Raw genomic sequence first — 25,459 nt, forward strand, 5'->3', positions numbered from 1 at the left:
TACGGTGCACGACACCTGGCAAGCTCTCCGCGTATGCGCAAGCTCTACGTGATCGGCATCGGTGCCGGAGACCCCGACCAGGTGACGATGCAGGCAGTCAAGGCCATGCGACACGCCGACGCCTTCTTCGTCATCGGCAAGGGCGCCGAGAAGCAGGAACTGGTCGACGTGCGCACCGCGATCCTGGCCGCGCACGTCGACGGACCGCACCGGATCATCGAGATCACCGACCCGCCGCGCGACCGCACCCCCGACGACTACGCCGGCGTCGTCCAGGACTGGCACGAACGCCGCGCCGAGCTGCTCGAGGCCGCGTTCGACCAGGTGGACGGGGTCGGCGCGATCCTGGTGTGGGGCGATCCCGCGCTCTACGACAGCACTCTGCGGATGGTCGAGCACGTGCTGGCCCGCGGCCGCACCGCGTTCGACTACGAGGTGATCCCCGGTGTCACCAGCGTCGCCGCGCTGGCCGCCCGGCATCGCATGGTGCTGCACCGGATCGGTGAGCCCGTCCACGTCACCACCGGCCGCCGGTTGCGCGAGGAAGGTCTCGGGGCGGGCTCGACGGTGGTGATGCTCGACGGCGACTGCTCGTTCACCGAGATCCCCGGCGACGACGTGCACATCTGGTGGGGCGCCTACCTGGGCATGCCCGACGAGACCCTGATCGAGGGCCCGCTGCGCGAGGTGGAACAGCGGATCGTGACCCGCCGCGCGGAACTGCGCGCCGCCAAGGGCTGGATCATGGACGTCTATCTCCTGCGGGGGCGCTGACGCCCGCGAACACGCGGCGCCGGCCGCTAAAATGGCACAGTGCCCGAGCTACCCGAGGTAGAGGCGCTGGCGCAGTTCCTGCGGGATCATGCGGTCGGCGCGGTGGTGGGGCGTGTCGACGTGGCCGCGTTGAGCGCGGTGAAGACGTTCGACCCGCCGGTCACGGCGCTGTCCGGGCGCGATGTCACCGGGGCGGGGCGGTGGGGGAAGTTCCTCGGGATGGATTGCGGCGGGCTGTGGATGATCACGCACCTGTCGCGCGGCGGCTGGCTGCGGTGGGTGGACGAGCCGAATCCGTTGCCGCCCAAGCCGGGCGGTAAGTCGCCGCTGGCCTTGCGGGTGCATTTCTTCACGCCGGAGGGCGCGACGCCCTCGATCGATCTGACCGAGGCGGGGACGAAGAAGCGGCTTGCGGTCTATGTCGTCGACGATCCGAAGGCCGTGCCCGGTATCGCGCGGCTCGGGCCGGACGCGCTGGCGGTGACCGAGGACGAGTTCGCCGCGCTGCTGAAGGGCACGTCGCAGCGGATCAAGACGGCGCTGGTGGATCAGACGCTGCTCGCCGGTATCGGCAACGCCTACTCCGACGAGATCCTGCACACCGCCAAGATCTCGCCGTTCGCCAATACGAAAACACTTTCGGCGGACACGGTTTCGCAGTTGTACACCGCCATGCGCGAGGTGCTGCTCGATGCCGTCGACCGGTCGGTCGGGCAGGACGCGGCCCGGCTCAAGGGCGAGAAGCGTTCGGGCATGCGGGTCCACGCGCGGACCGGACAGCCGTGCCCGGTCTGTGGTGACACCGTGCGCGAGGTGTCCTACGCGGAGCGGTCCTTCCAGTACTGCGCCACCTGCCAGACCGGCGGCAAGGTGCTCGCCGACCGGCGGATGTCGCGTCTGCTCAAGTAGCTCACCGCTTTTCGCGCCACGCTTCCAGCAGGCGCAGCCAGAACTCGCTGACCGCGGGGAATGCGGGTACCGCATGCCACAGCGTCTCCAGCGGAACCCGGCCGACCACCGCGATGGTCGCCGCGTGCAGCTGTTCGCCCATGTCCGGGCCGACGAAGGTCGCGCCGAGCAACCGGTCGTCGGCGATGTCGACGACGAGTTTCGCGCGGCCCCGGAAGTCGTCGCGGGACAGGGCAGAGCCCGCCACGGCGATGTCCATCTCGACGGTGTCGACGGCGTGGCCCGCGGCGCGCGCCTCCTTTTCGGTGAGGCCGACGGAGGCCAGTTCCGGTGCGGTGTAGACGACCTGCGGTATCTGCTGACGGTCGGCGCTCGCGGTGTAGCGCGGGCTGTCGAGGGGCTTGCCCTCGGCGCGGGCGGCGATCACGTCACCGCAGACCCTGGCCTGGTATTTGCCCATATGGGTCAGTGCCGCGCGGTGATTCACGTCGCCGACGGCATAGAGCCAGTCGCCGGGCACACCTCGGACGGTCAGCTGGTCGTCGACCTCGACATAGCCCGGGGGCAGGCCGACCGTGTCCAGGCCGAGCGCCTCGGTGGCAGGGGTGCGGCCGGTAGCGACGATCAGTTCGTCGACTTCGATTTCCCCGTCGTCGAGGACGAGGGTGACCGGGCCGCCGTGGATGCGGCCGATGCCGGTGTCCTCGGGGTCGCGCCGGGAGACGAGGTGCGGTTCGGTGTGCAGCCGGACCGTGACGGCGCCGGTATCGCGCAGACCCCGCAACACCAGTTCGGCGGCGAAGGCCTCGGCGCGGGGGAGCAGGCGGTCGCCGCGGACCAGCATGGTCACCTCTTCGGCGCCGAGTTCGGCCAGCCAGGTGGCGGCCTCGCAGGCGACCACACCGCCGCCGATGATCGCGACCCGGCGGGGGACAACGGTCAGGTTGGTGGCGTCGCGGGAGATCCACGGCAGTGCCTCGCGGACGCCGGGTATGCCGGGTATCGCGGCGGTGGTGCCGCTGGCCAGCACGACCGCGTGCCGGGCACGCAGGAGCTGGACGCCGTCGTCGGTCCCGACTTCGACGAGCCGTTCGCCGACGAGCCTGCCGGCACCGCGGACCGGGTCGATGCGGGCGGATTTCGCCCAGTCGACCTGGGAGGTGTCGTCGTGGTGGTGCACGAAACTGTCGCGGCGCGCGAGTACATCGCCGACCTGCGGACCGCTCGCGGTCAGGCCGGGCATCGCTTGGCCGAGACCGAGGACGCTGCCGGTACGCAGCAGCGCCTTGCTGGGGATACACGCCCAGTAGCTGCATTCGCCGCCGAACAGTTCCCGTTCGACGAGCGCGGCCGTGCGATCGCTGCCCGCGATGGCGTAGGCGGCGGCGTTCTCACCCGCCGGGCCCGCGCCGAGGACGATGACGTCGTATTCGGCGTCGGTCACTGCAGATAGCCCTCGACCTCGCGCGGGGAACGCAGCGCGGTGTCGTCGGGTGACTCGGCGGAGCCGGAGCGGGCGCGGCGCTGCCGCAACAGATCCCAGGCCTGGTCGAGCATCACTTCCAGCTGGGCCAGCTGCTGGCGTTCGGCGACGGGATCGATCTTGCCCGCGGTGGCCTTGGCTCGCAGGGCGTGCTCGTCGTCGACCAGCTGTTTGATACGCGCCAGGATGTCCTGATCGTTCATGTGCTCACCACTTCGATGGTCGGAGGGGTAGTGCCTGAACCGCGACCCGCGCGGGTCTCGGTCCATGCTACGACCGTGCCGGTGGATCAGGCTGTGCGGCGGCGAGGCAGTCGGCGGCGATCGGCACGGCTTCGGCCAGCTCGGCGGCGCCCAGGGCCGTGTAGCCGATCGCCACCCCGAACCGGTGTTCTTCGGCCAGATGGTGGCGGGCCAGGCCGTCCAGCAGCACACCGCGGGCGCGGGCCGCGTCGACGGCGTGCCGTTCGGCAGCGGCATCGGGAAGCTCGACGACCACGTGCGAGCCCGCGTCGTCACCGACGACCGGGAGCCCGCGACAGGCGAGAGCGTCGACGACGAGAGCGCGGCGCGGCGGCACGACCCGGCGCAGGCGGCGCAGGTGCCTGGCCAGATCGCCGTGCCGCGCGAACTCGCTGAGAACTCGTTGGCCTGCCGGGCTCGGGGCGGTGCCGGTGTGGGTGCGGTGAGCCAGTACCGCGTCGGCGATGTCGGGGCGGGCGACCAGCCAGCCGACGCCGAGGGTGGTGGCGATGATCTTGCTGGTCGTGCCGAGGTGCACAACGACATCGGGCGCCATCGAAGCCAGCAGCGGCAGTGGCGCCGAGTCGTAACGCAATTCGCCGTCGTAGTCGTCCTCGATGACGAAGATGCCTTTTGCCCTGGCGAATTCGATCAGCTCGACCCGGCGGGCCGCGGGCATTCTGGCGCCGAGCGGAAACTGGTGTGCCGGTGTGCAATACACCGCGCGCACGCCCGCCGGAATCAGGTCGACGCGCAATCCGTCGCCGTCGACGGGGACCGGCAGTACACGCACACCTGCCGCTCGGAACGCGCCGACGGCCCGCAGATACCCGGGGTCCTCGATCGCGACGGTGTCGCCGGGGCGCAGCAGTGCCGAGGCGAGCTCGCCGACCGCGGAGCTGGTGCCCGCCGTCGCCAGCACCACCGAGGCGGCGCCCGCGGCAAGCCCGCGATGCCGCAGCAGGTGCTCGGCGACGGCCGCCCGGAAATCCGGCTCGCCCGCCCGGTCCTTGCGGGTATCGGCGGGGTGGTCGCCCGCCGCCCGCCAGGCGCGTCGCCAGGCGGCCGGGTCGACGGCGTCGGCACACGGCGCGCCGGGGCGGAGATCGAGCAGACCGGCGTCGGGGTCGGCGTAGATGCCCGCGGCGGTGCTGGGTGGCGCGGCGGCGGGGGCCGTGCTCAGGTAGGTGCCGGAGCCGCGCCGCCCGGTGAGCCAGCCCTCGGCGTGCAGTTGGTCGTAGGCGGTCGACACCACCGCCCGGCTCACCTCGCGCCGCTGCGCCAGCGCGCGCGAGGACGGCAGCCGGTCACTGACGCGCAGCACTCCGCCGGTCGCGGCGGCCCGCAGGGCATCGGCTACCTGCACCGACAGCGGTTCGGCCGCGGTTCGGTCGAGCGGAATCGGAAGGTCGTCGAGCATCGCCCACCTCGAATTGGCCTGTTGATCTTCTGCTGAATTGGACCTACTCATGGTCCATTTCTTCGGCGAAGCTCATCTTATGACCACGCACGACGCCAGCAGGACCCCCTTGTCGCCGACCCCGCGCACCACACTGACCCGCTCCAAGGAACGCGGCAGGACCGACCGGGCCGAGCTCGACGCGGTGCTCGACGCGGGCCTGGTCTGCCACCTCGGCGTCCTGCTCGGCGGATCGCCTGTCGTGCTGCCGACCGTCTACGGCCGTGCGGGCGACACGCTGTATCTGCACGGTTCCACCGGCGCGGGCAATATGCGCGCCGCGATCGGCACCGACATCTCCGTCGCGGTGACGCATGTCGACGGGCTGGTGTACGCGCGCTCGGCCATGCACTTCTCGATGAACTTCCGGTCCGCGGTGATCCGGGGCCGGGCGAAACTGGTCACCGACGAGGCCGAACGCGACAACGCCCTGCGGGTGATCGTGGAGCACGCGGCACCGGGGTCCTGGGATCGGGTGCGCCCGCCCAGCCGCAAGGAGATGGCGGCCACGATGGTGCTCGCGCTCGATCTCACCGAGGCTTCGGTCAAGGTGCGTGCCGGGGGGCCGAAGGACGATGCCGACGACATCGCGACCGGCGGTGTGTGGGCGGGTGTGCTGCCGCTGCACCAGGTCTGGGGCGAGCCGATCACCTCGGCCGATCTGGAGCCCGGCGTCGATGTGCCCGCCGATGTCACGGCGCGGGTCACGCCGAGTCCGGTGACCGTCGGCTGAGCGAGCCGTCAGTGGGTCGACGCGCTCAGCGCCATCAGGTCCTTGGCCGAGGCCTCCGGCAGATACGCCTTGGTCAGCGCGATCCCGATCCGCGGCAGATCCGCCTCGTCGCGGTAGCACAGGAACACCGGTTCGTGGCGGGGCGGGAGCTTCGCCTTGAACGCGTGCAGCGACCGGAAACCGTAGTACGGCTCCATGGCGGCGCCGAGCCCTTCGAGCAGTCGATCGATCGGCTCGGTGCCGTCGGCGCCCGCGCTGCGGGCCAGCGGGGCGCCGGAGAGCGAAACAATCTCGGCGCCTTCCTCTTTGAACGTCTGGCAGACGGAGGCGATCAAAAATTTCACCACCGGGCGGAAGCCGTCGGGACGCCTGCGCATCACGTCGAGGGTCCAACCGCGGATCTCGCCGCCGGGCGCGTATACCGGCAGCCACGAGGTGACGCCGTGCACGCTGCCGCCCGCATCGATCGCCAGCCCGACGCGCACGGCGGGATCGAGGGCATCCTCGACGCCGCCGAGCGCGAATCCCATTTCGGGCAGGCCCTTTTCGCCGACCCACTCCTCGGAGATGGCGCGCACCTGCGCCAGCACCGCGAACGGCTCCTCGGCGAGGTGGACCATTCTGAACTCGATGCCCTCCTTGCTCGCCTTGTTGATCGCGGACCGGATGTCCTGCCACGCCTTGCCTTTGAACTCGAGCTGTGCCAGATCGACGATGGTGTCCTCGGCGATCTGCACACTGCGCCAGCCGAGTTCGCCCGCCTGGTCGGCCACCGTCGCGGTGGTGGAGAACAGGCACGGCACCAGGCCGTCGGACTCGCATCGATCGGTGAGCAGTGCACGCACCGCGGTGCCGGGGTCGGCGCCCGACAGCGCGCCGTCGGTGATCTTGCGCCGGGCGGGCACCCGGAACGCGCCCCGGCCGCCGTAGAGCAGCGCCACCTCGCCCGCCCACAGCAGGGCGGTGCCGACGGTCACCGCGCCGGTGGTCTCGTAGTCGACACCGATGGCCACTCCCAGCGTGATCAGGGTGAGCACCACGTGCAGCGTGCCGTAGGCGACGGCCACCCACCACGCCCAGCGCCGTCCTTTGCGCAGCTGATCTGCGATCGCCGCGATCACCGCGACGGTGAGGATCGTGCTCCCCAGTGAGCCGCGGTCGTTCCCGGTCGGTCCGAGCAGGCTGTCGGCGGGGAAGAAATACACCAGCACCGAGACCGCGGCGATCAGCAGCAGCCCGATCGACCCGAGCATCCGCACCTCGCGTCGGGTGCGCGGTCAGAACCCGTGCTCGGTGCGGCTGAACAGCTTCTCGCCAAGGGGAAACCACGCCGCGAGCGCGAACACGTGCATGAGATCGGCGAAAGTCGATTCGAACAGGAACGTGATCGACACGTGCGCCACCAGCACCACGCGCACCCGCAGCCGCCACGGTGACCGCAGCGTAGCCGAGACCGCGGCGAGTGCCGCGATCGCCGCGGTGGTGAACCTGACGTCGCGGACCTCGGTGAGCCGATCGGCCCAGCCGAGGTGGGTTGGCGCGAGCAAGCCGACCGTCACCGAGGCGCCGAGGACGCCGATCAGGTGGCCGCTCACACACACCAGCGCGGCGCGCGCGGAGCCCAGCCGCCACTCGGTCCAGCCGACGGCGGGCGCGAAAAAGATTGCCATCATCACGTATTGGACGGGGGTCAGGCCGAAGAACCAGCCCGACGGCGGAGTCCACCACCTGCCTTCGGTGAGTGCGAGCCAGCCGTAGGCGATGTCGGGGAACCAGGACCCGGCGTCGAGCCTGCGCCAGAGGCCGCCGGTCGCGATGCCGAGGATGGCGACCAGGGCGAGGAAGGCGATCGTGAACGGCACCCGGCGGAGCACGGTGCCCGCTACGGCGAGCGCGCCCGGTTCGGTGGCAGCTGCGTTGTCGTTCGTCGATCCACCTTTGCTCCGAGTGCGGCATCCGGGCGCGGTGAAGATCTCTGTGTACCGTATGTCATCGTGGCCGCTTGTGGCCCCCGGCTCGGGCGTTGACGTGCATCTATGGACATGAATCTATGGAGGTCGCGATGACGAGGGTTAGCGAATTGTCGTTGCTCACCGGGTGGCTCCCGGTGGTGCTTCCGTTGCTCGGCGTGCTGGGTTGGGTGTGGTTGCTGTTCCCCCGTGCGCAACGCTATCGAAAGGCGGCGATGCCGGTCGCACTGCTGGCCGCCGCCGTCCTGACCGTCGCGCTGTACCTGTTCGTGGAAGAGATATGGCAGCTGTACCCCGACCCGATCGGGTTGTCGGTGTACATGCTGATCGCGATCGGCGTGGCCGCGGTCCTGCTGATCGTCCCGCGGATCCTGGTGCGCCGGACGGTGTGGACCGGGGTGGTGACGGCGCTCGCGGCCGTCGCGGTGCTGGTGGCGGTCGGCACCGGGATCAATCTGAGGTACCCGTCCTATCCGACGGTGGGCGCCGCGCTCGGGATCGACCACGTCAAGCGGCTCCACGCCGATCAGCTGCCCCTGCGCGAGCAGGTGATCAGCGGGCGGCCGCTGGAATCGGTGTGGTCGGCACCCAGCGGACTGCCCAAGGGCGGCGAGGTGATGACCGCGGCCGTGCCGCCGACCGCCTCCGGTATCGCTGCCCGTGAGGCCCAGATCTACCTTCCCCCTGCCTATTTCGCTGATCCGCGGCCGTTGCTGCCGGTCTTGGTGTTGCTCGCGGGCGAACCGGGGACACCGCAGGACTGGTTCGCCGACGGCAGGCTGACCGAGACGCTGGATGAATTCGCCCGTGCGCACCGCGGTCTCGCGCCCGTCGTCGTGGTCGCCGACGGCACCGGCGGTCAGCCGGCGAACCCGCTGTGCCTGGATTCGCGGCTGGGCGACGTCGCCACCTACCTGGCCGTCGACGTGCCCGCCTGGACGAGGGCGAACCTGCAGATCGACCCCGATCCGCGGGCCTGGGCGGTGGGTGGGCTGTCCTACGGTGGCACCTGCGCACTGCAACTGGCGACCAACTATCCGCAGGTGTATCCCACCTTCCTCGACATGTCGGGCCCGGACGAGCCGACCCTCGGCGACCGGCAGCGCACGGTCGATGCCGCCTTCGGTGGCGACACCGCCGCCCCGCCGTCGGCCAACCCGCTCGATCTGCCGCTCGGCCAGACCCACCAGGATTCCGCGGGCGCGTTCGTGGTCGGGGCCGACGACGAGCAGTACCGGCCGCAGGTCGAGCGGATGTTCCACGCGGCCAAGGCCGCCGGCATGGATGTCCGGCTGCAGATCGTGCCCGGTGGACACGACTTCGCGGTGTGGTCCATCGGGCTCCGTGTTCAACTTCCCTGGCTGGCGACACGACTCGGCATCGCGCCGTGACGGACGAGCAGCGCGGCGAAAGCGAGTAGCCACGCGCTCCACAGGAGGTAGCCCAGGAAGTTGGTGAGCCCGGCGGGCTCGACACCCAGCGGAACCAGGACGCCGGTGGCGATGGCGGCGGCGCTGACGTAGCCGAGGAGGGCGAACCAGCGCGGGGTGCGCAGGGCGGTGACGACCAGCACGGTCCACAGTGCGGTGAGGGTGTAGCCGGCGGTCTCGCCGAGCAGGGCGCCCAGGACGGTGTTGACGGTCTCGAAGGTGTGGATCGCGGGGGAGTCGGGGCCTTCGGTGGCGACGCGGTCGGCCAGGCCGGGGACCAGGACGGGCCAGCGCAGCAGGCCGATCGTCTGCACGATCGCGGCGGCGACGCCTGCCCGCACCGCCCATGGCATAGGGGCGAGCCTGCCGACGAGGACGGCCAGGGGCGCGAAAGCGCAGGCAGCGGCGGCGAGCAGGGCGAAGAGCAGGACGACGGTGGTCTGCTCGGCGCGGAATTTCGCCAGCGCTTCGGCGGCGGGCAGTTGCAGGACGCCGGGGTAGTCGAACGACACACCCAGGCCGGTAAAGGCGAGGTTCATCAGGATCGGGGCGGAGATCAGCAGCGTGATGGTGGGCCATGGCTTGGTGAGCATGAGAGATCCGTTCTGGCTGTACGGGGTACAGGTAGCTGTACGGGGTACAGTCCATCGCATGCCGGACGGGAAGTCAACAGGTCAGCGGGGTGCGCCACGCCCGACGCGGCGGTCGTTCACCGAGGAGCAGGTCGTCGACACCGCGCTCGATCTGCTCGACGACGGCGGGCCGAACGCCCTGTCGATCCGGGCCGTAGCCGCGCGGCTCGGGGTCAACCCGAACGCGGTGTACACCTATGTCGCCAGCCGCGCGGACCTGGAGGGCGCGGTGATCGAGCGGGTGCTCGCCGCGGTGCCGCTGGGGCCGCTGTCCGATCCCGGGGTCGAGTGGACCGCCGCGGTCATCCAGTTCGCCCTCGGCCTGCGCGATCAGCTGCTCGCGCATCCCGCGGTCGCGACGCTGATGATGTCGGGTCCGATGAACGGACCGGCCGCGCGCGATGTCGGCGAGGCGATGTTCGGCTGTCTGGCGCGCGGCGGTCTGCCCGCGCAGACGCGGGCGCACGGGGTGTACGCGGTGATCGTGCAGGTCCTCGGCGCGGTCGCCCTCGAGGTGGCCGAAACCGACGGAAAGCCGCCGCTGCCACCGGAATCCGAGCGCATCGCCCAGCGGCGGGCAGCCTTGGACGATGTCGACGCGACGCGTTGGCCGCGCACCGCGGCACACCTGGACGAGATCGCTGCCTGGAACTCGGTTGATCAGTTCGTATGGGGCTTGCGGGTATTGCTCACCGGGATGACGGCGGCTTGATCACGGGCGCGGACTCGGTGGGTTCGTCGCGAGTGGTCCGCTGATCAGCGAGGTCATCAAGCGCGGCACTGGCGGTGTGATCACCAGGGTGCAGCGCGGAGCCCGGCGGCGGCACAGGCGCGATCGGTTGCGGCGTCGAGTGTTTCGCGGTCGCCGGACAGGCTGACCAGGGCCAGTGTGTAGGTGTCGGCGAGCCGGGAAAGGTAGCCGGAGAGCTGGGTGCGGGGAAAATCGGTGAGGCCGGGGTGGATCGCGCGGGCCGCTACCCGGTCGCAGCGGTGTGTGCCGACGGTGCGCAGGGACTCCGGGAGCGTTCCGATGTTGGAGCACAGGATGTCTCGTTCACCCGCGCCCTTGCTCAGGGCATAGGCCCAGCGGTCGGGGAGTACCTGGAGGATCTCCTCGGGCAGGCCGGCGGGGCTCGACATCCGGCGTAGGTAGGCGGCGCGGGCCTTGTCGCGGATGGTCGCGGGGGTGTCGGAGCGGTCCATCGCGATCTCGGTCATGGCGAGATCGTTGTCGACGCGCGGTTCGTCGCGGGTGTCGACGGGCAGGCTCGCGGCGATCTCCGGGCGCTGGAAACCGTTCTCCCACAGGATGTTCGCGACCAGGTGAATGAACAGGCTGTTCGGGGTTCCGCCGGATGCGGCGGCTGTGGTGTCCCACTCTGCGGCGTCGAAGGTCAGCAGGGTGCTGTGGACTGCACGGTCACGCGACGGGCTGGGAGTGCCGGTGGCTGGTGGCCGGGGAACTCCCCGCCGCAGGGCGCGTGCGGTGCCGCCGATGATGGTGGACCACTGGGTGCGGGCATCAGCCCAGTCCGAAGCCGGTGCACCACAGCTGTTTACCGGACTATCGGTGTCCATGGCCGCCTGCCTCGGTGTGATCAGCCTGGAGGTCGAGCCAGCGGTGGGGGCGCTGTGCGGATCGTCAGCGCTGCTCGCGAGTTCATCGAGGGCTGCGGCGACGGCGTGGATGAGGCCGCGGGCGTCGGCGAGGGCGTGCGAACAGGTCAGGGCGACAACGGTTCCGCCGTCTTCCAGTGGTGCGGAGGACAGGCGCCAGCCGGGGCCGAACTCGGGGTCGAGGTCGGTGCCGAGGGTGTCGGCCCAGGGCAGGATCGCGGCCTCGGGGAGCGGGGAGCCGACGTGGTCGAGAGGGTGGGCCTGGATGTTCGGCCGCCAGGCGCGGCGCGCTCCGGGGACCCGGGCGCGAACCACCCGGCGGCCGAGGGCGCCGGTGCGCAGGCGGTCGTGAATCGCCTGCAGCAGAACGAGTTCCATCGCGTCATCGGTGCGCCACAGCCCTTGGAGGGCGATGGGTGTGCCCATCCCGCGATGGGTGCGCAGGAAGATCTCGTCGACGACGGTGAGCCGGTTCGTCACCGATGTTCGGCGCTCCCATGCCTGCCCGCGCCCGCGGCGAAGCGGGCGGCGCCGTCGAGTGCGCCGTCGGTGAGGGCTTTCAGGCCGTGCTGGAACTCGATCCGCATCGCCTCGTCCTCGGGGTGGCCGTGCTGGTCGTAGAGCGCGGCGCGGTCGGAGCGCAGGCAGGTCTGGGGGAGGACGGCCAGTTGCGCGGCCAGTTCCTCGGCGACCCGGCGGGCGTCGCCGGGCTGCACGACGCGGGTGACCAGGCCCATCTGCAGCGCTTCGGGCGCGCTCACGGCTCGCCCGGTGAGGATCATGTCCAAGGCCCTGCCCTCGCCGACGATGCGCGGCAGGCGCACCGTGCCGCCGTCGATGAGCGGCACGCCCCAGCGGCGGCAGAAGACGCCGAAGATGGCGTCCTGCTCGGCGATGCGCAGATCGCACCACAGCGCCAATTCGAGTCCGCCGGCCACGGCGTAGCCGGAGACCGCGGCGATCACCGGCTTGGACAGGCGCAGGCGGGTCGGGCCCATCGGGCCGTCGCCGTCCTCGGTGGCCTGATTGCTGTTCTCGGTGCCCAGCGATTTGAGGTCGGCCCCGGCGCAGAAGGTGCCGTGTTCGCCCCACAGCACCGCCACCGCGGCGTTCGGGTCGGCGTCGAACGCGCGGAAGGCGTCGGCCAGGGCTCGGGCGGTCGGGCCGTCCACTGCGTTGCGGGCTTCGGGCCGGTCCAGGATCACCGTGGTGACCGGGCCCGCGTGTTCGACGCGTACAGACATCTTTCGACCATACGGCCAGATGCCCCTTGTGTGAAGGGGTGAATCGGTGGTTCACTTCTTCGTATGGTGTATCGCAGAACCCCGGCCGTGCAGGCCCGGCTCGACGCACAGCGGGCGCTGATCGTGCAGGGCTCGACCAGGGTGCTCTCGCGCGACGGGTTCGCCGGACTGTCGATGGCCGCGGTCGCCGCGGAGGCGGGCATCGCCACCGGCACCGTGTACAAGCAGTTCGAGAACAAGGCCGAGCTCGTCGCCGCGGTGTTCGAGACCGTGGTCGCCCGCGAGGTCGACGCGGTGCGCTCCGCCGTGGCCGAGGGCGATGTCCTGCAGCGGGTCAGCGCGGCGGTGGAGACCTTCGCCGGGCGCGCGCTCAAGAACCCCAAACTCGCTTACGTCCTGCTGGCCGAGCCGGTCGACGCGGCCGTCGACGCGCAGCGGCTGGAGTTCCGGCGTGCCTTCGCCGCGTCGTTCGAGTCCGCGATCGCGCACGGTATCGCCGAGGGCCGCCTGCCCGCGCAGGACCCGTCCGTCAGCGCCGCCGCGCTCGTCGGCGCGATCGGTGAGGTGCTGGTCGGTCCGCTGGCCGCGGCGCCGCACGCCGAGACCGTCATCCCCGAATTGGTTGCTTTCGCCGTGCGCGCCCTCGGTGCGCGTCCGGACACGTTGTAGTCGAAGGAGTTCCGGCCATGCCGACCCACGAAGTGTTCAACCAGGTACCCCCGCTCGTCCCCTTCGATGCCGCGCGCAACCCCGCGCTGATCGAAGGTCTGCACCGTGAAGGCGCGGGCTGGGCCGAGGCCGAGGTGCGTGAACTCGGCAGGCTCGCAGGCGATGTCGCCGCGCAGGACTGGGGCAGGCTCGCCAACGAGTACCCGCCGGTGCTGCACACCCACGACCGCTGGGGCCATCGCGTCGACGAGGTGGAATTCCACCCGCACTGGCACGACCTGATGAATGTCGCTGTCTCCCATGGCCTGCACGGTTCGCCCTGGCTCGACGAGCGCCCTGGCGCGCACACCGCCCGCGCCGCCAAGTTCTACACCTGGGGCATCGCCGACGCCGGGCACATGTGCCCGATCTCGATGACCTACGCGGTGGTCCCCGCGCTGCGCCACAACCCGGAGCTCGCCGCGAAGTACGAGCCGTTACTCGGTTCGCGCACCTACGATTTCGGCCTCCGCGAGCCGTCGACCAAGGCCGGGCTCATCGCGGGCATGTCGATGACCGAGAAGCAGGGCGGCTCGGACGTGCGGGCCAACACCACCACCGCCGCGCCGCAGCCGGACGGTTCGTACCGGATCGTCGGGCACAAGTGGTTCACCTCGGCGCCCATGTCGGACATGTTCCTGACCCTGGCCCAGGCGCCGGGCGGGCTGTCGTGTTTCCTGCTGCCGCGCGTGCTGCCCGACGGCACCCGCAACCCGATCCGCATCCAGCGGCTCAAGGACAAGCTCGGCAACAAGTCCAACGCGTCCTCCGAGATCGAGTACGAGAACGCCACCGGCTGGCTCGTCGGCGCCGAGGGCGCGGGCGTGAAGACGATCATCGAGATGGTCAACATGACCCGCCTCGACTGTGTGATCGGCTCGGCCACCGGCATGCGGCTCGGCGCGGTCACCGCGGTGCACCATGCCAGGCACCGGGAAGCTTTCGGCGCCAAGCTGATCGATCAACCCGCCATGCGCAATGTGCTGGCCGACCTGGTCATCGAATCCGATGCCGCCACGACGGTGATGATGCGCCTGGCCGGTGCCACCGACCGCGCAGGCACCGATCCGGCCGAGGCGGCGCTGCGCCGGATCGCGCTGGCCATCACCAAGTACTGGGTGTGCAAGCGCGCGCCCGCGCACGCGGCCGAGGCGCTGGAATGCCTGGGCGGCAACGGTTATGCCGAGGAATCGGGGATGCCGCGGCTGTACCGGGAGGCGCCGCTGATGTCGATCTGGGAGGGCTCGGGCAATGTCGCCGCACTGGACGCGTTGCGCGCCATTGGCCGTCAGCCCGAGACCGTCGAGGCGTACTTCGCCGAGGTCGGCCTCGCCCGCGGCGCCGACCCGCGCCTGGACGACGCGATCGACCGGGTCGGCAAGGAGCTCAGCGACCTGTCCGATATCGAGTACCGGGCCCGCCGGGTCGTGGAACTGATGGCGCTGGTCCTGCAGGGCGCGCAGCTGGTGCGCCACGGTCATCCGGCCGTCGCCGACGCCTTCTGCGCGACCCGCCTCGGCGACGACTGGGGCATCGCCTTCGGCACCCTGCCCGTCGGGGTCGACACCGGCGCCATCATCGAGCGAGCCTTCGTCGACGTGCAGTGATCCGGGCGCATCGGCTGAAACGGCACGCAGGCCAGGTGATCTCGTAGGGTGAGGCGGTGAGCTGGCCGAGCGGAGTGCTGTCGGTGACCGACCTCGCCCTGCGGGTGCCGCGCTCGCCCGGGCGGCGGTGCCTGCTCGGTATCGCGGGACCACCGGGCGCGGGCAAATCGACACTGGCCGAGCGGCTCAGCGCCGAGCTCACCCGCTCCGGCCTGCGCGCTGTCGTCGCGCCGATGGACGGATATCACCTGCGTAACGAGGTCCTGCGGGCTCGTGGCGCGCTGGCCCGCAAGGGCGAGCCCGACACCTTCGACGCCGCGGGGTTCGTCACCGATCTGCGGGCGTTGCGGGAGACGCCGATCGGTGAGCCGGTGCCGTGGCCGCTGTTCGACCGTGCCATCGACGAGCCGACCGAGGGCGGTGTCGTCGTGCGTGACAAGGACATCGTCGTGGTGGAGGGCAACTACCTGCTGCTCACCGATGCCGAGGCACCCGGCTGGGCGGAGGTCGGCGAGCTGCTCGACGCCTGCTGGTACCTCGACGCGCCGCGCGCGGTCCTCACGGAGCGATTGCTGCACCGGCACACCGCCGGCGGGCGATCGGCGGCCGAAGCGACAGTGAAGGTCACCGACAGCGATCTGCGCAACGCCGATCTCGTCGCCGCGAGCAGGCATCGGGCCGATCAGGTGCTGACGGCGGTGGACGCGGGGTACCGGATCGGCTGAGCACGGCGCGCGTACCGCGGAAATCGGCGGTATCGGGCAATCATGGAGCGATGACGCGAGATCGGCGAGTGCCAGGACATGCGTTGCGCAATGGCGGCGCGGTACTGTGTGCGCTGCTCCTCTACTACAGCGCGCCGTTGAACGGGGTGTTCGAGCTCGACGACTGGCCGGGCCACGTGTTGGGGGTCGTCGGTTTCGTCGCGGGCGTGGCCGGACTGATCTGGCTGGTCTGGCGGCGGATCGAGCACTACCTGAACGCGCCACCGTCGGCGGGCGGCCGCGTCGACGGGGTGCTGCTCCTGCTCTGCATCGTCTGCGTGGTCTTCTCGCTGTTCTACTACCGGCTGCAGCAACAGCAACCGGACCAGTTCGCCGGCTTGGTGACCCGCACCGACGCGCTGTACTACACGATGTCCACTCTCGGCACCATCGGCTACGGCGACGTTCACGCCGTCGGTCAGGTGGCCCGGATCGCGACGATGGTGCAGATCGCGTTCGACCTGGTGGTGATCGGCACCCTGGCGACCATCGTGACCAGCAGCGTCACCCGCAGGCTCGCCGCCATCCACCCGGAACCGCCGGCGGCGGGCGAGGTCAGCGGCGGTGCGCCCGATACCACTCGATGAGCTCGTCGGTCGACGAATCCCCTTGCGTCACCGGCTGCTCCGGCTCGCTGAGCAGCGGCATCAGCGCCAGCGCCTGCTGCTTGCCCAGCTCGACGCCCCACTGGTCGAAGCTGTCGATGCCCCAGACGACGCCCTCTACGAACACCTGGTGCTCGTAGAGCGCGATCAGCTGACCCACCGTCGACGGGGTGAGTTCCGGCGCCAGGATGGTGGTGCTCGGCCGGTTGCCCGGCATCACCTTGTGCGGAACCAGCTTCGGGTCCGTTCCCTCGGCGGCGATCTCCTCGGCGGTCTTGCCGAACGCCAGCACCTTGCTCTGCGCGAACAGGTTGCTCATCAGGATGTCGTGCATGCTGCCGGTGCCGTCGCGGGTCGGCAGGTCGTCGGTCGAACGGGCGAAGCCGAGGAAATCGGCGGGGATCAGCCGGGTGCCCTGGTGCAGCAGCTGGTAGAAGGCGTGCTGGCCGTTGGTGCCCGGCTCGCCCCAGAAGATCTCGCCGGTCGAGGTCGTCACCGGGGTGCCGTCGGCGCGCACCGACTTGCCGTTGGACTCCATCGTCAGCTGCTGGAGGTAGGCGGGGAAGCGGGCCAGATCGTTCGAATAGGGCAGGACCGCACGCGATTCCGCGCCGAAGAAGTTCGTGTACCAGACGCCGAGCATGGCCAGCAGAACCGGGCCGTTCCGCTCCAGCGGCGCTGTCGCGAAATGCTTGTCCACGGCGTGCATTCCGCTGAGGAACTCGGCGAACTGCTCCTTGCCGATGGTCACCATCACCGAGAGGCCGATCGCGGAGTCCACCGAGTAGCGCCCGCCGACCCAATCCCAGAAGCCGAACATGTGCGCGGGGTCGATGCCGAAGGCGGCCACCCGTTCCGCGTTCGTCGACACCGCGACGAAGTGCTTGGCGACCGCGTCCTCACCGAGCGCGCCGACCAGCCAGCGGCGCGCGGCGGTCGCGTTGGTCAGGGTCTCCAGGGTGGAGAAGGTCTTCGAGGCGACGATGAACAGCGTGGTCGCCGGGTCGAGGCCGGCCAGTGTGGCGACCAGATCGCACGGGTCGACATTCGAGACGAACCTGGCTTCGATCCCGGGGTCGGTGTAGTGGCGCAACGCGCGATACACCATGTCGGGTCCCAGATCCGAGCCGCCGATGCCGATATTGACCACTGTCGTGATGCGCTCACCGGTCGCGCCCCGCCAGGCTCCCGAACGCACCGAATCGGCGAATTCGCCCATCCGGCGCAGCACGTCGTGCACCTCGGCGTCGGTGTCGGTGCCGTCGATACAGAGCTGATCTCCGACCGGCAGGCGCAGGGCGATATGGCCGACCGCGCGGTCCTCGGAGGTGTTGATGTGGGCGCCGGAGTACATCGCGTCGCGGCGCTCCGGCACGCCGGCGGTACGCGCGAGATCGACCAGCAGATCCAGGGTTTCGCGGGTCACGCGATGCTTGCTGTAGTCGATGTGCAGGTCTGCCACCCGCAGGGTCAGGTCACGGCCGCGCGCCGGGTCGTCGGCGAACAACTTCCGTAGGTGCAGGGGTGCGACACTGCGGTGATTGTCCGACAGTGCCTGCCAGGCCGCCGACGCGGTGATGTCGCTGCTCACGACAGCCGACATTACAGCGTTCGATTACTACCGGCCGGTCGGATCGGTGCCATCGACACGCCCCGCGGCCTACGCTGACGACATGGTCTCCGAACGTGACGTTCTCGAATTCGTACCGAAGGGTTTGTGGATCGGCTCCGGGCCGGTCGAGGCGACGGGCGGTGGCACCTTCGCGGTCCGCAATCCGGCCGACGACTCGGTGCTCGCGCAGGTCGCCGATGCCACCCCGGCCGACGCGATGCGCGCCCTCGACGCGGCCGTCGCGGCGAGCGAGGCGTGGGCGGCGACCCCGCCCCGCGAGCGGGGCGAGATCCTGCGCGCGGTGTTCGAACAGCTGACCGCGCGGGCCGAGGAGTTCGCGTTGCTCATGACGCTCGAGATGGGCAAGGCCCTGACCGAGAGCCGCAACGAGGTCCGCTACGGCGCCGAGTTCTTCCGCTGGTTCAGTGAGGAGGCGGTGCGGGTGCACGGTCGCTACCTGCACGCGCCCTCCGGCACCGGCCGGATCATGGTGGCAAAGCAACCGGTCGGTCCGTGCTTGGCGATCACGCCGTGGAACTTCCCGCTCGCCATGGGTACCCGCAAGATCGGGCCCGCCCTGGCGGCCGGCTGCACGATGATCGTGAAGCCCGCATCGGCGACCCCGCTGACCATGCTGGCGCTGGCCAGACTGTGTAGCGAGGCCGGTCTGCCCGACGGGGTGCTGTCGGTGGTCACGACGTCGCATTCCGGTGCCGTCACCGGCCCGCTGATCGACGATCCGCGGCTGCGCAAGCTCACCTTCACCGGCTCGACCGAGGTCGGCAAGAAGCTCGTCGGAGCCGCGGCGAATCGCCTGCTGCGCACCTCCATGGAACTCGGCGGCAACGCGCCCTTCGTCGTGTTCGACGACGCCGATATCGACAGCGCGGTCGCCGGTGCGATGCAGGCGAAACTGCGCAACGGCGGCGAGGCGTGCACGGCGGCCAACCGCTTCCATGTCCAGCGCGGAGTGGTCGAGGAGTTCACGCGGAAGCTGGTCGCCGCGATGACCGAGACCGTGGTGATGGGACCGGGTACCGATCCGGCCAGCACCCTCGGTCCGCTGGTGAGCGAGGACCAGCGCGAGATCGTCGGCGAGCTGGTCGACGATGCCGTCTCGAAGGGTGCGCAGCTGCTGCTCGGCGGCAAGGCGCCCGGCGGTCCGGGGTGGTTCTACCCGGCCACCGTCCTCGGTGATGTCCCGTCGACGGCCCGCATCCTGCGCGAGGAGGTGTTCGGTCCGGTCGCCCCGGTTGTCGCGTTCGACACCGAGGAGGAGGGCATCGCCGCCGCCAACGACACCGAGTACGGACTGGTCAGCTACGTCTACACCCGCGATCTGGACCGGGCGCTGCGCGTGTCCGAGACGCTGGAGTCGGGCATGGTCGGCGTCAACCGCGGCGTCATCTCCGACCCGGCGGCCCCGTTCGGCGGCGTCAAGGAATCGGGCTTCGGGCGCGAGGGCGGCACCGAGGGCATCGAGGAATACCTGAACACCAAGTACATCGCCCTGACCTGAGACACGAAACCGCCCCGGGGATGGTGTTGCACCCGGGGCGGCTTTGTGGAAGCGGCGAACTGGTTGCGCGCCGCGTGGTTTGTGGGGGGCCTAGCGTCCGAGGCGACCTCGGCCGAGGCGGAGCAGAAGCATGGCGAGGGTGTGCCCTTCCTGGCCGAGCTCACTGAATCGCTCGAGCACCTTCATCTCGCGGCTGTGGACCAGGCGCGGACCGCCGGAGGCCATCCGGGTACGGCCGATGATCCGGGAGATCTCGCTACGACGCTTGATCGCGGCGAGGATCGTGGCGTCGAGCTGGTCGATCTCGAGGCGGAGCTTCTCGATCTCCGCTTCGGATTGCGGCAGAGCCGAATCGGACCCAGTGGTCGTAGCAGGGGTGCTCATCATTCATCTCCTCGTGTCAGAACTGGGATCGGTCCGGCCGGACGGCCTGTTACCCGATCTGTTCCTTCACCCTGAAACTTTCCCGATGGGCGGTACGAAATCCCCCCGGGAGTGCGCAAAGAGCAGCGCTCACCGTCACGATATCGGATCGAGTGCCGATCCGGGCATGCGGAGAAGCACTGACCATGAGCCCCAGTGTGCCACGGGCCCCTAGCTATGCAAAACAGTTGTGTTTGTGAATGACCTGAGAAGCCGGCAGTTCGCCGCCTGTCGGTGGCCGCCGGTAGCGTGGACAGACGATGGATATCACGGTCGCTCCCCACGCCTCAGCCGCCGATCCCAGCGAACCAGCTTCCGCCCCCGCGGAGCTATCGCGCCGGGGCGGTGGTGGGTCCGGCGCGTCCGGCGGCGGGCTGGCCGAAGCGGCGGCCAGGCACAGCGCCGAGCAGGAGCAGCGCCGCAAGGAGCGCGAACACAAGCGTGCCGAGGAGACCGAGCGCCTGCTCGACGGACTCAATCCACAGCAGCGTGCCGCCGTCGTGCACGCGGGGTCACCGCTGTTGATCGTCGCGGGCGCGGGCTCGGGCAAGACGGCGGTGCTCACCCGCCGCATCGCCTATCTGCTCGCCGCGCGTGGCGTGCACACCGGGCAGATCCTGGCCATCACCTTCACCAACAAGGCCGCCGCCGAGATGCGCGAGCGGGTGGCCGGGCTGGTCGGCCCGCGGGCGGCCAGCATGTGGGTCTCGACGTTCCATTCCAGCTGTGTGCGCATCCTGCGGATGCAGGCCGCGCTGCTGCCCGGCCTGAATTCCAATTTCTCCATCTACGACGCCGACGACTCGCGCCGCCTGCTCACCATGATCAGCCGCGATTTCGACATCGATACCAAAAAGTATTCGGCGCGTTTGCTGTCGACCGCTATTTCCAATCTGAAGAACGAACTGATCGGGCCAGAGCAGGCCGCCGCCGACGCCGAGGCCGACGAGACCGAGCTGCCCGCGCTGGTCGCCAGGGTCTACGCCGAGTACCAGAAGCGGCTGCGGGCGGCCAATGCCATGGACTTCGACGACCTGATCGGCGAGACGGTCGCGCTGCTGCAGAACCACCCGCAGGTGGCCGAGTACTACCGGCGCCGGTTCCGGCACGTCCTCGTCGACGAGTACCAGGACACCAACCACGCCCAGTACGTGTTGGTGCGCGAGCTCGTCGGCCACCACAGCGCCGAGGCGGGCGAGGAAGCGGGCGTCGAGCCGAGCGAACTGTGCGTGGTCGGCGACGCCGACCAGTCGATCTACGCGTTCCGTGGCGCGACGATCCGCAATATCGAGGAATTCGAACGCGACTTCCCTGACGCGGAAACGATTCTGCTGGAACAGAACTACCGCTCCACCCAGCACATTCTCTCCGCCGCCAACGCGGTGATCTCGCGCAACGAGGGCAGGCGCGAGAAGAAGCTGTGGACCGATTCCGGCGAGGGTGAATTGATCACCGGTTACGTCGCCGACAACGAGCACGACGAGGCCGCCTTCGTCGCCAAGGAGATCGACAAACTGGTCGACGCGGGCGATGCCAACTACGGCGATGTCGCGGTGTTCTATCGCACCAACAACAATTCGCGTGCGCTGGAAGAGATTTTCATCCGGATGGGTCTGCCGTACAAGGTGGTCGGCGGCGTCCGGTTCTATGAGCGCAAAGAAGTCCGCGATGTGGTGGCCTATCTGCGGGTCCTGGAGAATCCCGACGACGCGGTGAGTCTGCGCCGCATTCTCAACACCCCCCGCCGCGGTATCGGTGATCGCGCGGAGGCGTGCGTCGCTGTACATGCCGAACAGCGCGATATCGGCTTCGCCGCCGCGCTGCGCGATGCCGCCGACGGCAAGGTCGCGCTGCTGAACACCAGGGCGCAGCGGGCCATCGCCGGTTTCCTCGACCTGCTCGACGAGATCCGCGCGGCAGGCAAGCGTGTCGACAGCGAGTACCCCGATGTCGGCAATGTCGTCGACGCGGTGCTCGACCGCACCGGGTACCGGGCCGAGCTGGAAGCCTCCGACGATCCGCAGGACGGCGCGCGGCTGGACAACCTCAACGAACTGGTCAGCGTGGCACGCGAATTCAGTTCCGAGGCGTTCAACAATGCCGAGGCTGCCCGCGAGGAGGGGCTGCTGCCGGAGGCGGGCGACGGTGAACCCGAACCCGGCTCGCTGGCGGCGTTCCTCGAGCGGGTGTCGCTGGTGGCCGACACCGACCAGATCCCGGACGAGGGGTCGGGTGTGGTCACCATGATGACGCTGCACACGGCGAAGGGCCTGGAGTTTCCGGTGGTCTTCGTGACCGGCTGGGAGGACGGGCAGTTCCCGCACATGCGCGCGCTGGGCGATCCGACCGAACTGGCCGAGGAGCGCAGGCTCGCCTACGTCGGTATCACCCGCGCGCGCCAGCGGCTCTACCTCTCGCGGGCCGTGGTGCGGTCGGGCTGGGGTCAGCCGGTGTCGAACCCGGAATCACGGTTCCTGCAGGAGATTCCGCAGCATCTGCTGGATTGGCGTCGGCTGGAGCCGGTGGTGTCGCCGGTGCAGCGTGGGCGCAGGCGTGAGGACAGCGGGTTCGATCGTGACTGGACCCGAGGCGACGGCTGGGATCAGCGTCCCGGTGTGCGCGGCGGGACCGGGCAGCGCAGGCCCGCGCCGGGTGGCGCGGTCAAGCGGAACAACACCGATCTGGTTCTCGCCGTGGGTGATCGGGTCAGCGACGACAAGTACGGCCTCGGCCGGGTAGTCGCCGCCGACGGTGTCGGCCCGCTGGCGACCGTCACCATCGACTTCGGCACCGCGGGCAAGATCCGGCTGATTCCCCAGTTCAGCCGGACCATCGTCAAGCTCTAGTGCGGCAGTAGGTCGTTCAGCGCCCCGTCCAAGGTGGGGTAGCGGAAGGTGAAGCCTGCCTTGTGCAGGACTTCGGAGGTGGCGTGGCGGCCGGTGAGGCCGAGGGCGGGGTCGGTGCGGAGGGCGACCGCGCCGACCTTCAGCACTGCCGTGGGCGTCGGGGGTGCCGGTGGGCGGTGCAGAAGGCGGCGCAGGGTGGCCATGAGTTCGGTGTTGCGGACCGGGAATTCGGTGGCGGCGACGAGGATGCCGTCGGGGAGGGTCAGGTCAGGGTCGAGGCCGAGGGTGGTTCGGACGATCGCCAGCCAGTCCTCGATGTGGATCCAGCTGAACCACTGGTCGCCGGGGCCGACGCGGCCGCCGAGACCGGCCTTGGTGAGTTGGGCCAGGCGTTTGAGCGCGGGGGCGTCGGGGTCGAGGACGATCGAGGTGCGCAGGATCGTCCAGTGGTCGGCGCGGGCCGGGTCGAAGGCTTCTTCCCACGGCTGGGCGACGCCGGTCATCTGGGGGAGGCCGACGGGCAGGGGAGTTGTTTCGGTGCAGCGGGTTTCGCCCGCGTCCGACCAGATCGCGGTGGTGCTGGCCTGCACCCAGTAGTCGACCGGGGTGTCGCGCAGCCCGGCCGCGGCGACGAGGGCGCTGGTGGAATCGACGCGGCTGCTGCGCAGTTCGGCGATGTTGCGTTCGGTCGGTCTGCAGTCGACCAGTTTTCCGGCCAGATTGATCACCGCGAGCTTGCCGGGTTCCCGCAGTTCGGCGGCCCAGGCACCGACCGACCGGCCGTCCCATTCGGTCTGCCGGAACGGCAGCGCGGGGTTGCGGCGGCGGGTGAGCAACGTGACGCGCTGTCCCCGGCAGGTCAGGTCGGCGGCGATCTGGGTGCCCAGCGCGCCGGTGCCGCCGGCGATGACCACGGTGAGCGCGTCCTCGGCGGGGACGAGCCCCGCCAGTCGCGCCAGCCGCGAAAAGTTCACGCGCGCATCGGTTTCGATGAAGGGGCGAACCACCGCGCGAGCCGCCGCGGCGGACGGTCCGGCGAACCGCAGTTCCTGGCTGATCTCGGTGCCACCGTCACGCGGTGTCAGCCGCCAGGTGAGGTGCATGGTGCCCGCCGGTTCGGGCTGCTCGATACTCAGCTCTTGATTCGGCACCACCGTGGTGACAGTGAACGGCTCGCCGAACCGCCCATGGATCCGCGCCGAGAACTTACCGTTGGGCAGGTAATTACCGGTGGCGCCAACGGCAACCGGCCCGTGCATCCGCACCGACCGCACACCGGGATTCCACTCGGGCCACTGCTCGAGATCCCCCAGGACGCTCCACACCAATTCCGGTGCGAGCGCGATGAACTGCGTGTACTTCGTCGTACCACCCATACCGAAACGCTAGCCCGCAACCGCCAACACCGAAACGTGCTAGTGCTCACGCACCAACTGATCAACGCAAGAACATGGGTAACTCACCAACAACAGCAAACCCACGCATCACCACACCGCCAGCCGCCAACGCAGCCCGACCAACACCTGAGTCTGGCCAAAATACGCGGAGAGGCGGGGGGAGAGGCGGGCGAGCACCTAGTCGCGTTGGGAGCCTAGGCTGATGCCTCGGGTGGCTAGCCACGGGACCGGGTCGATCTTGTCGGTGCCGTTGAGCCACACCTCGAAGTGGCAGTGCGGACCCGTGGAGAAGCCGCGGTTGCCCATGGTGGCGATCTGATCGCCCGCCATGACCCGCTCGCCCTGCGAGACGGTCGCGGTGTCGATGTGGCCGTAGATGGTGACCGTGCCGTCGTCGTGCAGGACACGCACCCACATGCCGAAGCCCGATGCCGGGCCCGCCTCGATGACGGTGCCGTCGGCGACCGAGTAGATCGGGGTGCCGATCGGGCCCGCGACGTCGATGCCGAGGTGCTGCACACCCCAGCGGGCGCCGAAACCGGAGGTGTAGTTGCCGGAGGTGAACTTGGCGAACAGCGGCCGCAGCTTGGCGGATTCCTGCGCGGCCAGGTCTTCGGCGAACTTCTGGCCCTTGGCCAGGATGTCGTCGAAATGGCTCCTGTCGGCGACGGTGCTGGCGTCGAGCACCTGCGGTGCGGCGCCGGTGCCTTCGTCGGCGAGGTCGGCCGTGCTCATCGACTGAGCGGCGATCTCGTGGATCTGGCCCGCTGCCTCGTAATCCACGCCGTGGGCGGGCTGACCGGGGTCGGCCATCGCGGCCTGACCCGCGGCGACGACCGCGCCGGCGGCGACGGCGATGACCGCGGCGCGGCCCTTCAGCGCGGCGGGCGGTGCCGGCACGCGGTGCGCGCCACCACGGCGCTCGACGCGACGCGGTTCGGGCTCGGCGTGCGTTTCTTCGGTGGGGGTGGGCTCCCAGGTGTTGTCGTAGGCGCCGGTGTCATAGGACTCGTCGGCGGTCCACTCGTCCTCGGCCGGCGTCCACGCGGCATTGCCGGACCAGCTGTTCTGGTCGTGCCAGGCGTCCTGCTGCGGCCACGCGGTCTCGGGCTGCGCGGCCGGGGCGCGGCGGGCCTGCGGGTGCGAGGTGTATTCGTCGGCATACCGGTAACGGTGTCCGGAGTTGGTGCGATCTTCGACTGTGAAGGTGGAGCGGTGGTTCATCGGCCGTGCCGAATCGCCGACGGCTGTTCCAAGCGAGTGCTGACGTGCCTCAAGCTTGTCGTCCTCCTCAGTCCTGACTTGCCAGTCGTGACCTGGTTGTCGTGACCTGGTTGTGACTTCGACCGCATTGACGGTAACGAAGCGATTGCAGAGTGGCAAGCGCTGCTCGAAAACCTACACGCGTGTGTGAGATTCGTCACCGTAACGCGAGGGAATTTCTCACCGTTTTCGGGTCTCCCGGGTGAGGTATGTCGACGACAT

At 69.8% G+C, this 25,459-nt stretch carries 23 protein-coding genes; 11 read left to right on the plus strand and 12 right to left on the minus strand.

The window, feature by feature from the left end; translation table 11 throughout:
- The first annotated feature begins 33 nt into the window (after positions 1–33).
- Positions 34–774 carry a precorrin-6A synthase (deacetylating) gene (gene cobF / locus IEY60_RS08400; RefSeq protein WP_189025809.1) on the plus strand — a complete coding sequence of 247 codons (741 nt, stop codon included), beginning with the start codon at positions 34–36 and terminating at the stop codon, positions 772–774.
- A gap of 39 nt (positions 775–813) precedes the next feature.
- Positions 814–1,683, plus strand: a complete 870-nt coding sequence (locus IEY60_RS08405) for an Fpg/Nei family DNA glycosylase (protein WP_189025811.1) — start codon at positions 814–816, stop codon at positions 1,681–1,683.
- A 1-nt stretch (position 1,684) separates the two neighbouring features.
- Here the strand turns inward: IEY60_RS08405 and IEY60_RS08410 are convergent, their stop codons facing one another.
- The 3 genes from IEY60_RS08410 to pdxR form a co-directional block, all read right to left on the minus strand.
- Positions 1,685–3,127 (minus strand): dihydrolipoyl dehydrogenase family protein, encoded by a 1,443-nt coding sequence (locus IEY60_RS08410; RefSeq protein ID WP_189025813.1) that lies wholly within the window; start codon positions 3,125–3,127, stop codon positions 1,685–1,687.
- Positions 3,124–3,369 carry a DUF2630 family protein gene (locus IEY60_RS08415; RefSeq protein WP_189025815.1) on the minus strand — a complete coding sequence of 82 codons (246 nt, stop codon included), beginning with the start codon at positions 3,367–3,369 and terminating at the stop codon, positions 3,124–3,126. The genes IEY60_RS08410 and IEY60_RS08415 overlap by 4 nt, the downstream gene beginning before the upstream one ends.
- A 67-nt stretch (positions 3,370–3,436) precedes the next feature.
- Positions 3,437–4,828 carry a MocR-like pyridoxine biosynthesis transcription factor PdxR gene (gene pdxR, locus IEY60_RS08420; protein WP_189025817.1) on the minus strand — a complete coding sequence of 464 codons (1,392 nt, stop codon included), beginning with the start codon at positions 4,826–4,828 and terminating at the stop codon, positions 3,437–3,439.
- Between the two features lie 79 nt (positions 4,829–4,907).
- Here pdxR and IEY60_RS08425 point away from each other — a divergent pair, with 79 nt between their 5' ends.
- Positions 4,908–5,600, plus strand: coding sequence for a pyridoxamine 5'-phosphate oxidase family protein (locus IEY60_RS08425; RefSeq protein WP_189025819.1), 693 nt, complete (start codon positions 4,908–4,910; stop codon positions 5,598–5,600).
- Positions 5,601–5,608: 8 nt separating this feature from the next.
- Here the strand turns inward: IEY60_RS08425 and IEY60_RS08430 are convergent, their stop codons facing one another.
- Together IEY60_RS08430 and IEY60_RS36365 are read right to left on the minus strand one after the other, a co-directional pair.
- Positions 5,609–6,853: a bifunctional lysylphosphatidylglycerol flippase/synthetase MprF gene (locus IEY60_RS08430; protein ID WP_308426090.1), complete on the minus strand. Its 1,245-nt coding sequence runs from the start codon at positions 6,851–6,853 to the stop codon at positions 5,609–5,611.
- Positions 6,854–6,877: 24 nt separating this feature from the next.
- Positions 6,878–7,462 carry a hypothetical protein gene (locus IEY60_RS36365; RefSeq protein WP_308426091.1) on the minus strand — a complete coding sequence of 195 codons (585 nt, stop codon included), beginning with the start codon at positions 7,460–7,462 and terminating at the stop codon, positions 6,878–6,880.
- Positions 7,463–7,662: 200 nt separating this feature from the next.
- On the opposite strand from IEY60_RS36365, the gene IEY60_RS08435 reads away from it, so the two are divergent.
- A complete protein-coding gene (locus IEY60_RS08435) occupies positions 7,663–8,961 on the plus strand; it encodes an alpha/beta hydrolase (RefSeq protein ID WP_189025821.1) in 1,299 nt (432 codons plus the stop codon).
- On the opposite strand, the gene IEY60_RS08440 is transcribed toward IEY60_RS08435, so the two are convergent.
- Positions 8,919–9,593 (minus strand): DUF4386 family protein, encoded by a 675-nt coding sequence (locus IEY60_RS08440; RefSeq protein WP_189025823.1) that lies wholly within the window; start codon positions 9,591–9,593, stop codon positions 8,919–8,921. The genes IEY60_RS08435 and IEY60_RS08440 overlap by 43 nt on opposite strands.
- A gap of 58 nt (positions 9,594–9,651) precedes the next feature.
- On the opposite strand from IEY60_RS08440, the gene IEY60_RS08445 reads away from it, so the two are divergent.
- Positions 9,652–10,344, plus strand: coding sequence for a TetR/AcrR family transcriptional regulator (locus IEY60_RS08445; protein ID WP_189025825.1), 693 nt, complete (start codon positions 9,652–9,654; stop codon positions 10,342–10,344).
- Between the two features lie 80 nt (positions 10,345–10,424).
- On the opposite strand, the gene IEY60_RS08450 is transcribed toward IEY60_RS08445, so the two are convergent.
- Positions 10,425–11,729 (minus strand): hypothetical protein, encoded by a 1,305-nt coding sequence (locus tag IEY60_RS08450; protein ID WP_189025827.1) that lies wholly within the window; start codon positions 11,727–11,729, stop codon positions 10,425–10,427.
- The gene (locus tag IEY60_RS08455) at positions 11,726–12,493 is read right to left on the minus strand and encodes a crotonase/enoyl-CoA hydratase family protein (RefSeq protein WP_189025829.1); all 768 of its coding nucleotides are present in this window, start codon (positions 12,491–12,493) and stop codon (positions 11,726–11,728) included. Before IEY60_RS08455 ends, IEY60_RS08450 begins: the two co-directional genes overlap by 4 nt.
- A 63-nt stretch (positions 12,494–12,556) precedes the next feature.
- Between IEY60_RS08455 and IEY60_RS08460 the strand changes: the two genes are divergently transcribed.
- The 4 genes from IEY60_RS08460 to IEY60_RS08475 are packed head-to-tail and all read left to right on the plus strand — an operon-like array spanning position 12,557 to position 16,159.
- Complete coding sequence (locus tag IEY60_RS08460; protein WP_189025831.1) at positions 12,557–13,162, plus strand: TetR/AcrR family transcriptional regulator; 606 nt, start codon at positions 12,557–12,559, stop codon at positions 13,160–13,162.
- 17 nt (positions 13,163–13,179) lie between these two features.
- On the plus strand, positions 13,180–14,808 hold the full coding sequence (locus IEY60_RS08465) for an acyl-CoA dehydrogenase family protein (RefSeq protein ID WP_189025832.1): 1,629 nt from the start codon (positions 13,180–13,182) through the stop codon (positions 14,806–14,808).
- 56 nt (positions 14,809–14,864) lie between these two features.
- Positions 14,865–15,533, plus strand: a complete 669-nt coding sequence (locus IEY60_RS08470; RefSeq protein WP_189025834.1) for a nucleoside/nucleotide kinase family protein — start codon at positions 14,865–14,867, stop codon at positions 15,531–15,533.
- 50 nt (positions 15,534–15,583) lie between these two features.
- Positions 15,584–16,159, plus strand: coding sequence for a potassium channel family protein (locus IEY60_RS08475; RefSeq protein ID WP_189025837.1), 576 nt, complete (start codon positions 15,584–15,586; stop codon positions 16,157–16,159).
- Here IEY60_RS08475 and pgi read toward each other — a convergent pair.
- Entirely contained in the window at positions 16,128–17,768 is a 1,641-nt protein-coding gene (pgi, locus tag IEY60_RS08480; protein ID WP_189025839.1) for a glucose-6-phosphate isomerase, read from the minus strand. The two genes, IEY60_RS08475 and pgi, sit on opposite strands and share 32 nt — an antisense overlap.
- A gap of 82 nt (positions 17,769–17,850) precedes the next feature.
- Here pgi and IEY60_RS08485 point away from each other — a divergent pair, with 82 nt between their 5' ends.
- On the plus strand, positions 17,851–19,308 hold the full coding sequence (locus tag IEY60_RS08485; protein ID WP_189025841.1) for an NAD-dependent succinate-semialdehyde dehydrogenase: 1,458 nt from the start codon (positions 17,851–17,853) through the stop codon (positions 19,306–19,308).
- 90 nt (positions 19,309–19,398) lie between these two features.
- Here the strand turns inward: IEY60_RS08485 and IEY60_RS08490 are convergent, their stop codons facing one another.
- Positions 19,399–19,692: a chorismate mutase gene (locus IEY60_RS08490; RefSeq protein ID WP_022566231.1), complete on the minus strand. Its 294-nt coding sequence runs from the start codon at positions 19,690–19,692 to the stop codon at positions 19,399–19,401.
- 299 nt (positions 19,693–19,991) lie between these two features.
- Between IEY60_RS08490 and pcrA the strand changes: the two genes are divergently transcribed.
- A complete protein-coding gene (gene pcrA, locus IEY60_RS08495) occupies positions 19,992–22,577 on the plus strand; it encodes a DNA helicase PcrA (RefSeq protein WP_229739650.1) in 2,586 nt (861 codons plus the stop codon).
- On the opposite strand, the gene IEY60_RS08500 is transcribed toward pcrA, so the two are convergent.
- Positions 22,574–23,953, minus strand: a complete 1,380-nt coding sequence (locus IEY60_RS08500; protein ID WP_189025843.1) for a DUF1731 domain-containing protein — start codon at positions 23,951–23,953, stop codon at positions 22,574–22,576. The two genes, pcrA and IEY60_RS08500, sit on opposite strands and share 4 nt — an antisense overlap.
- Positions 23,954–24,151: 198 nt before the next feature.
- Positions 24,152–25,198, minus strand: a complete 1,047-nt coding sequence (locus tag IEY60_RS08505; RefSeq protein WP_189025845.1) for a M23 family metallopeptidase — start codon at positions 25,196–25,198, stop codon at positions 24,152–24,154.
- Between the last annotated feature and the right edge of the window lie 261 nt (positions 25,199–25,459).

Source organism: Nocardia rhizosphaerihabitans, assembly GCF_014646295.1.
In the GTDB taxonomy this organism is placed as follows: domain Bacteria; phylum Actinomycetota; class Actinomycetes; order Mycobacteriales; family Mycobacteriaceae; genus Nocardia; species Nocardia rhizosphaerihabitans.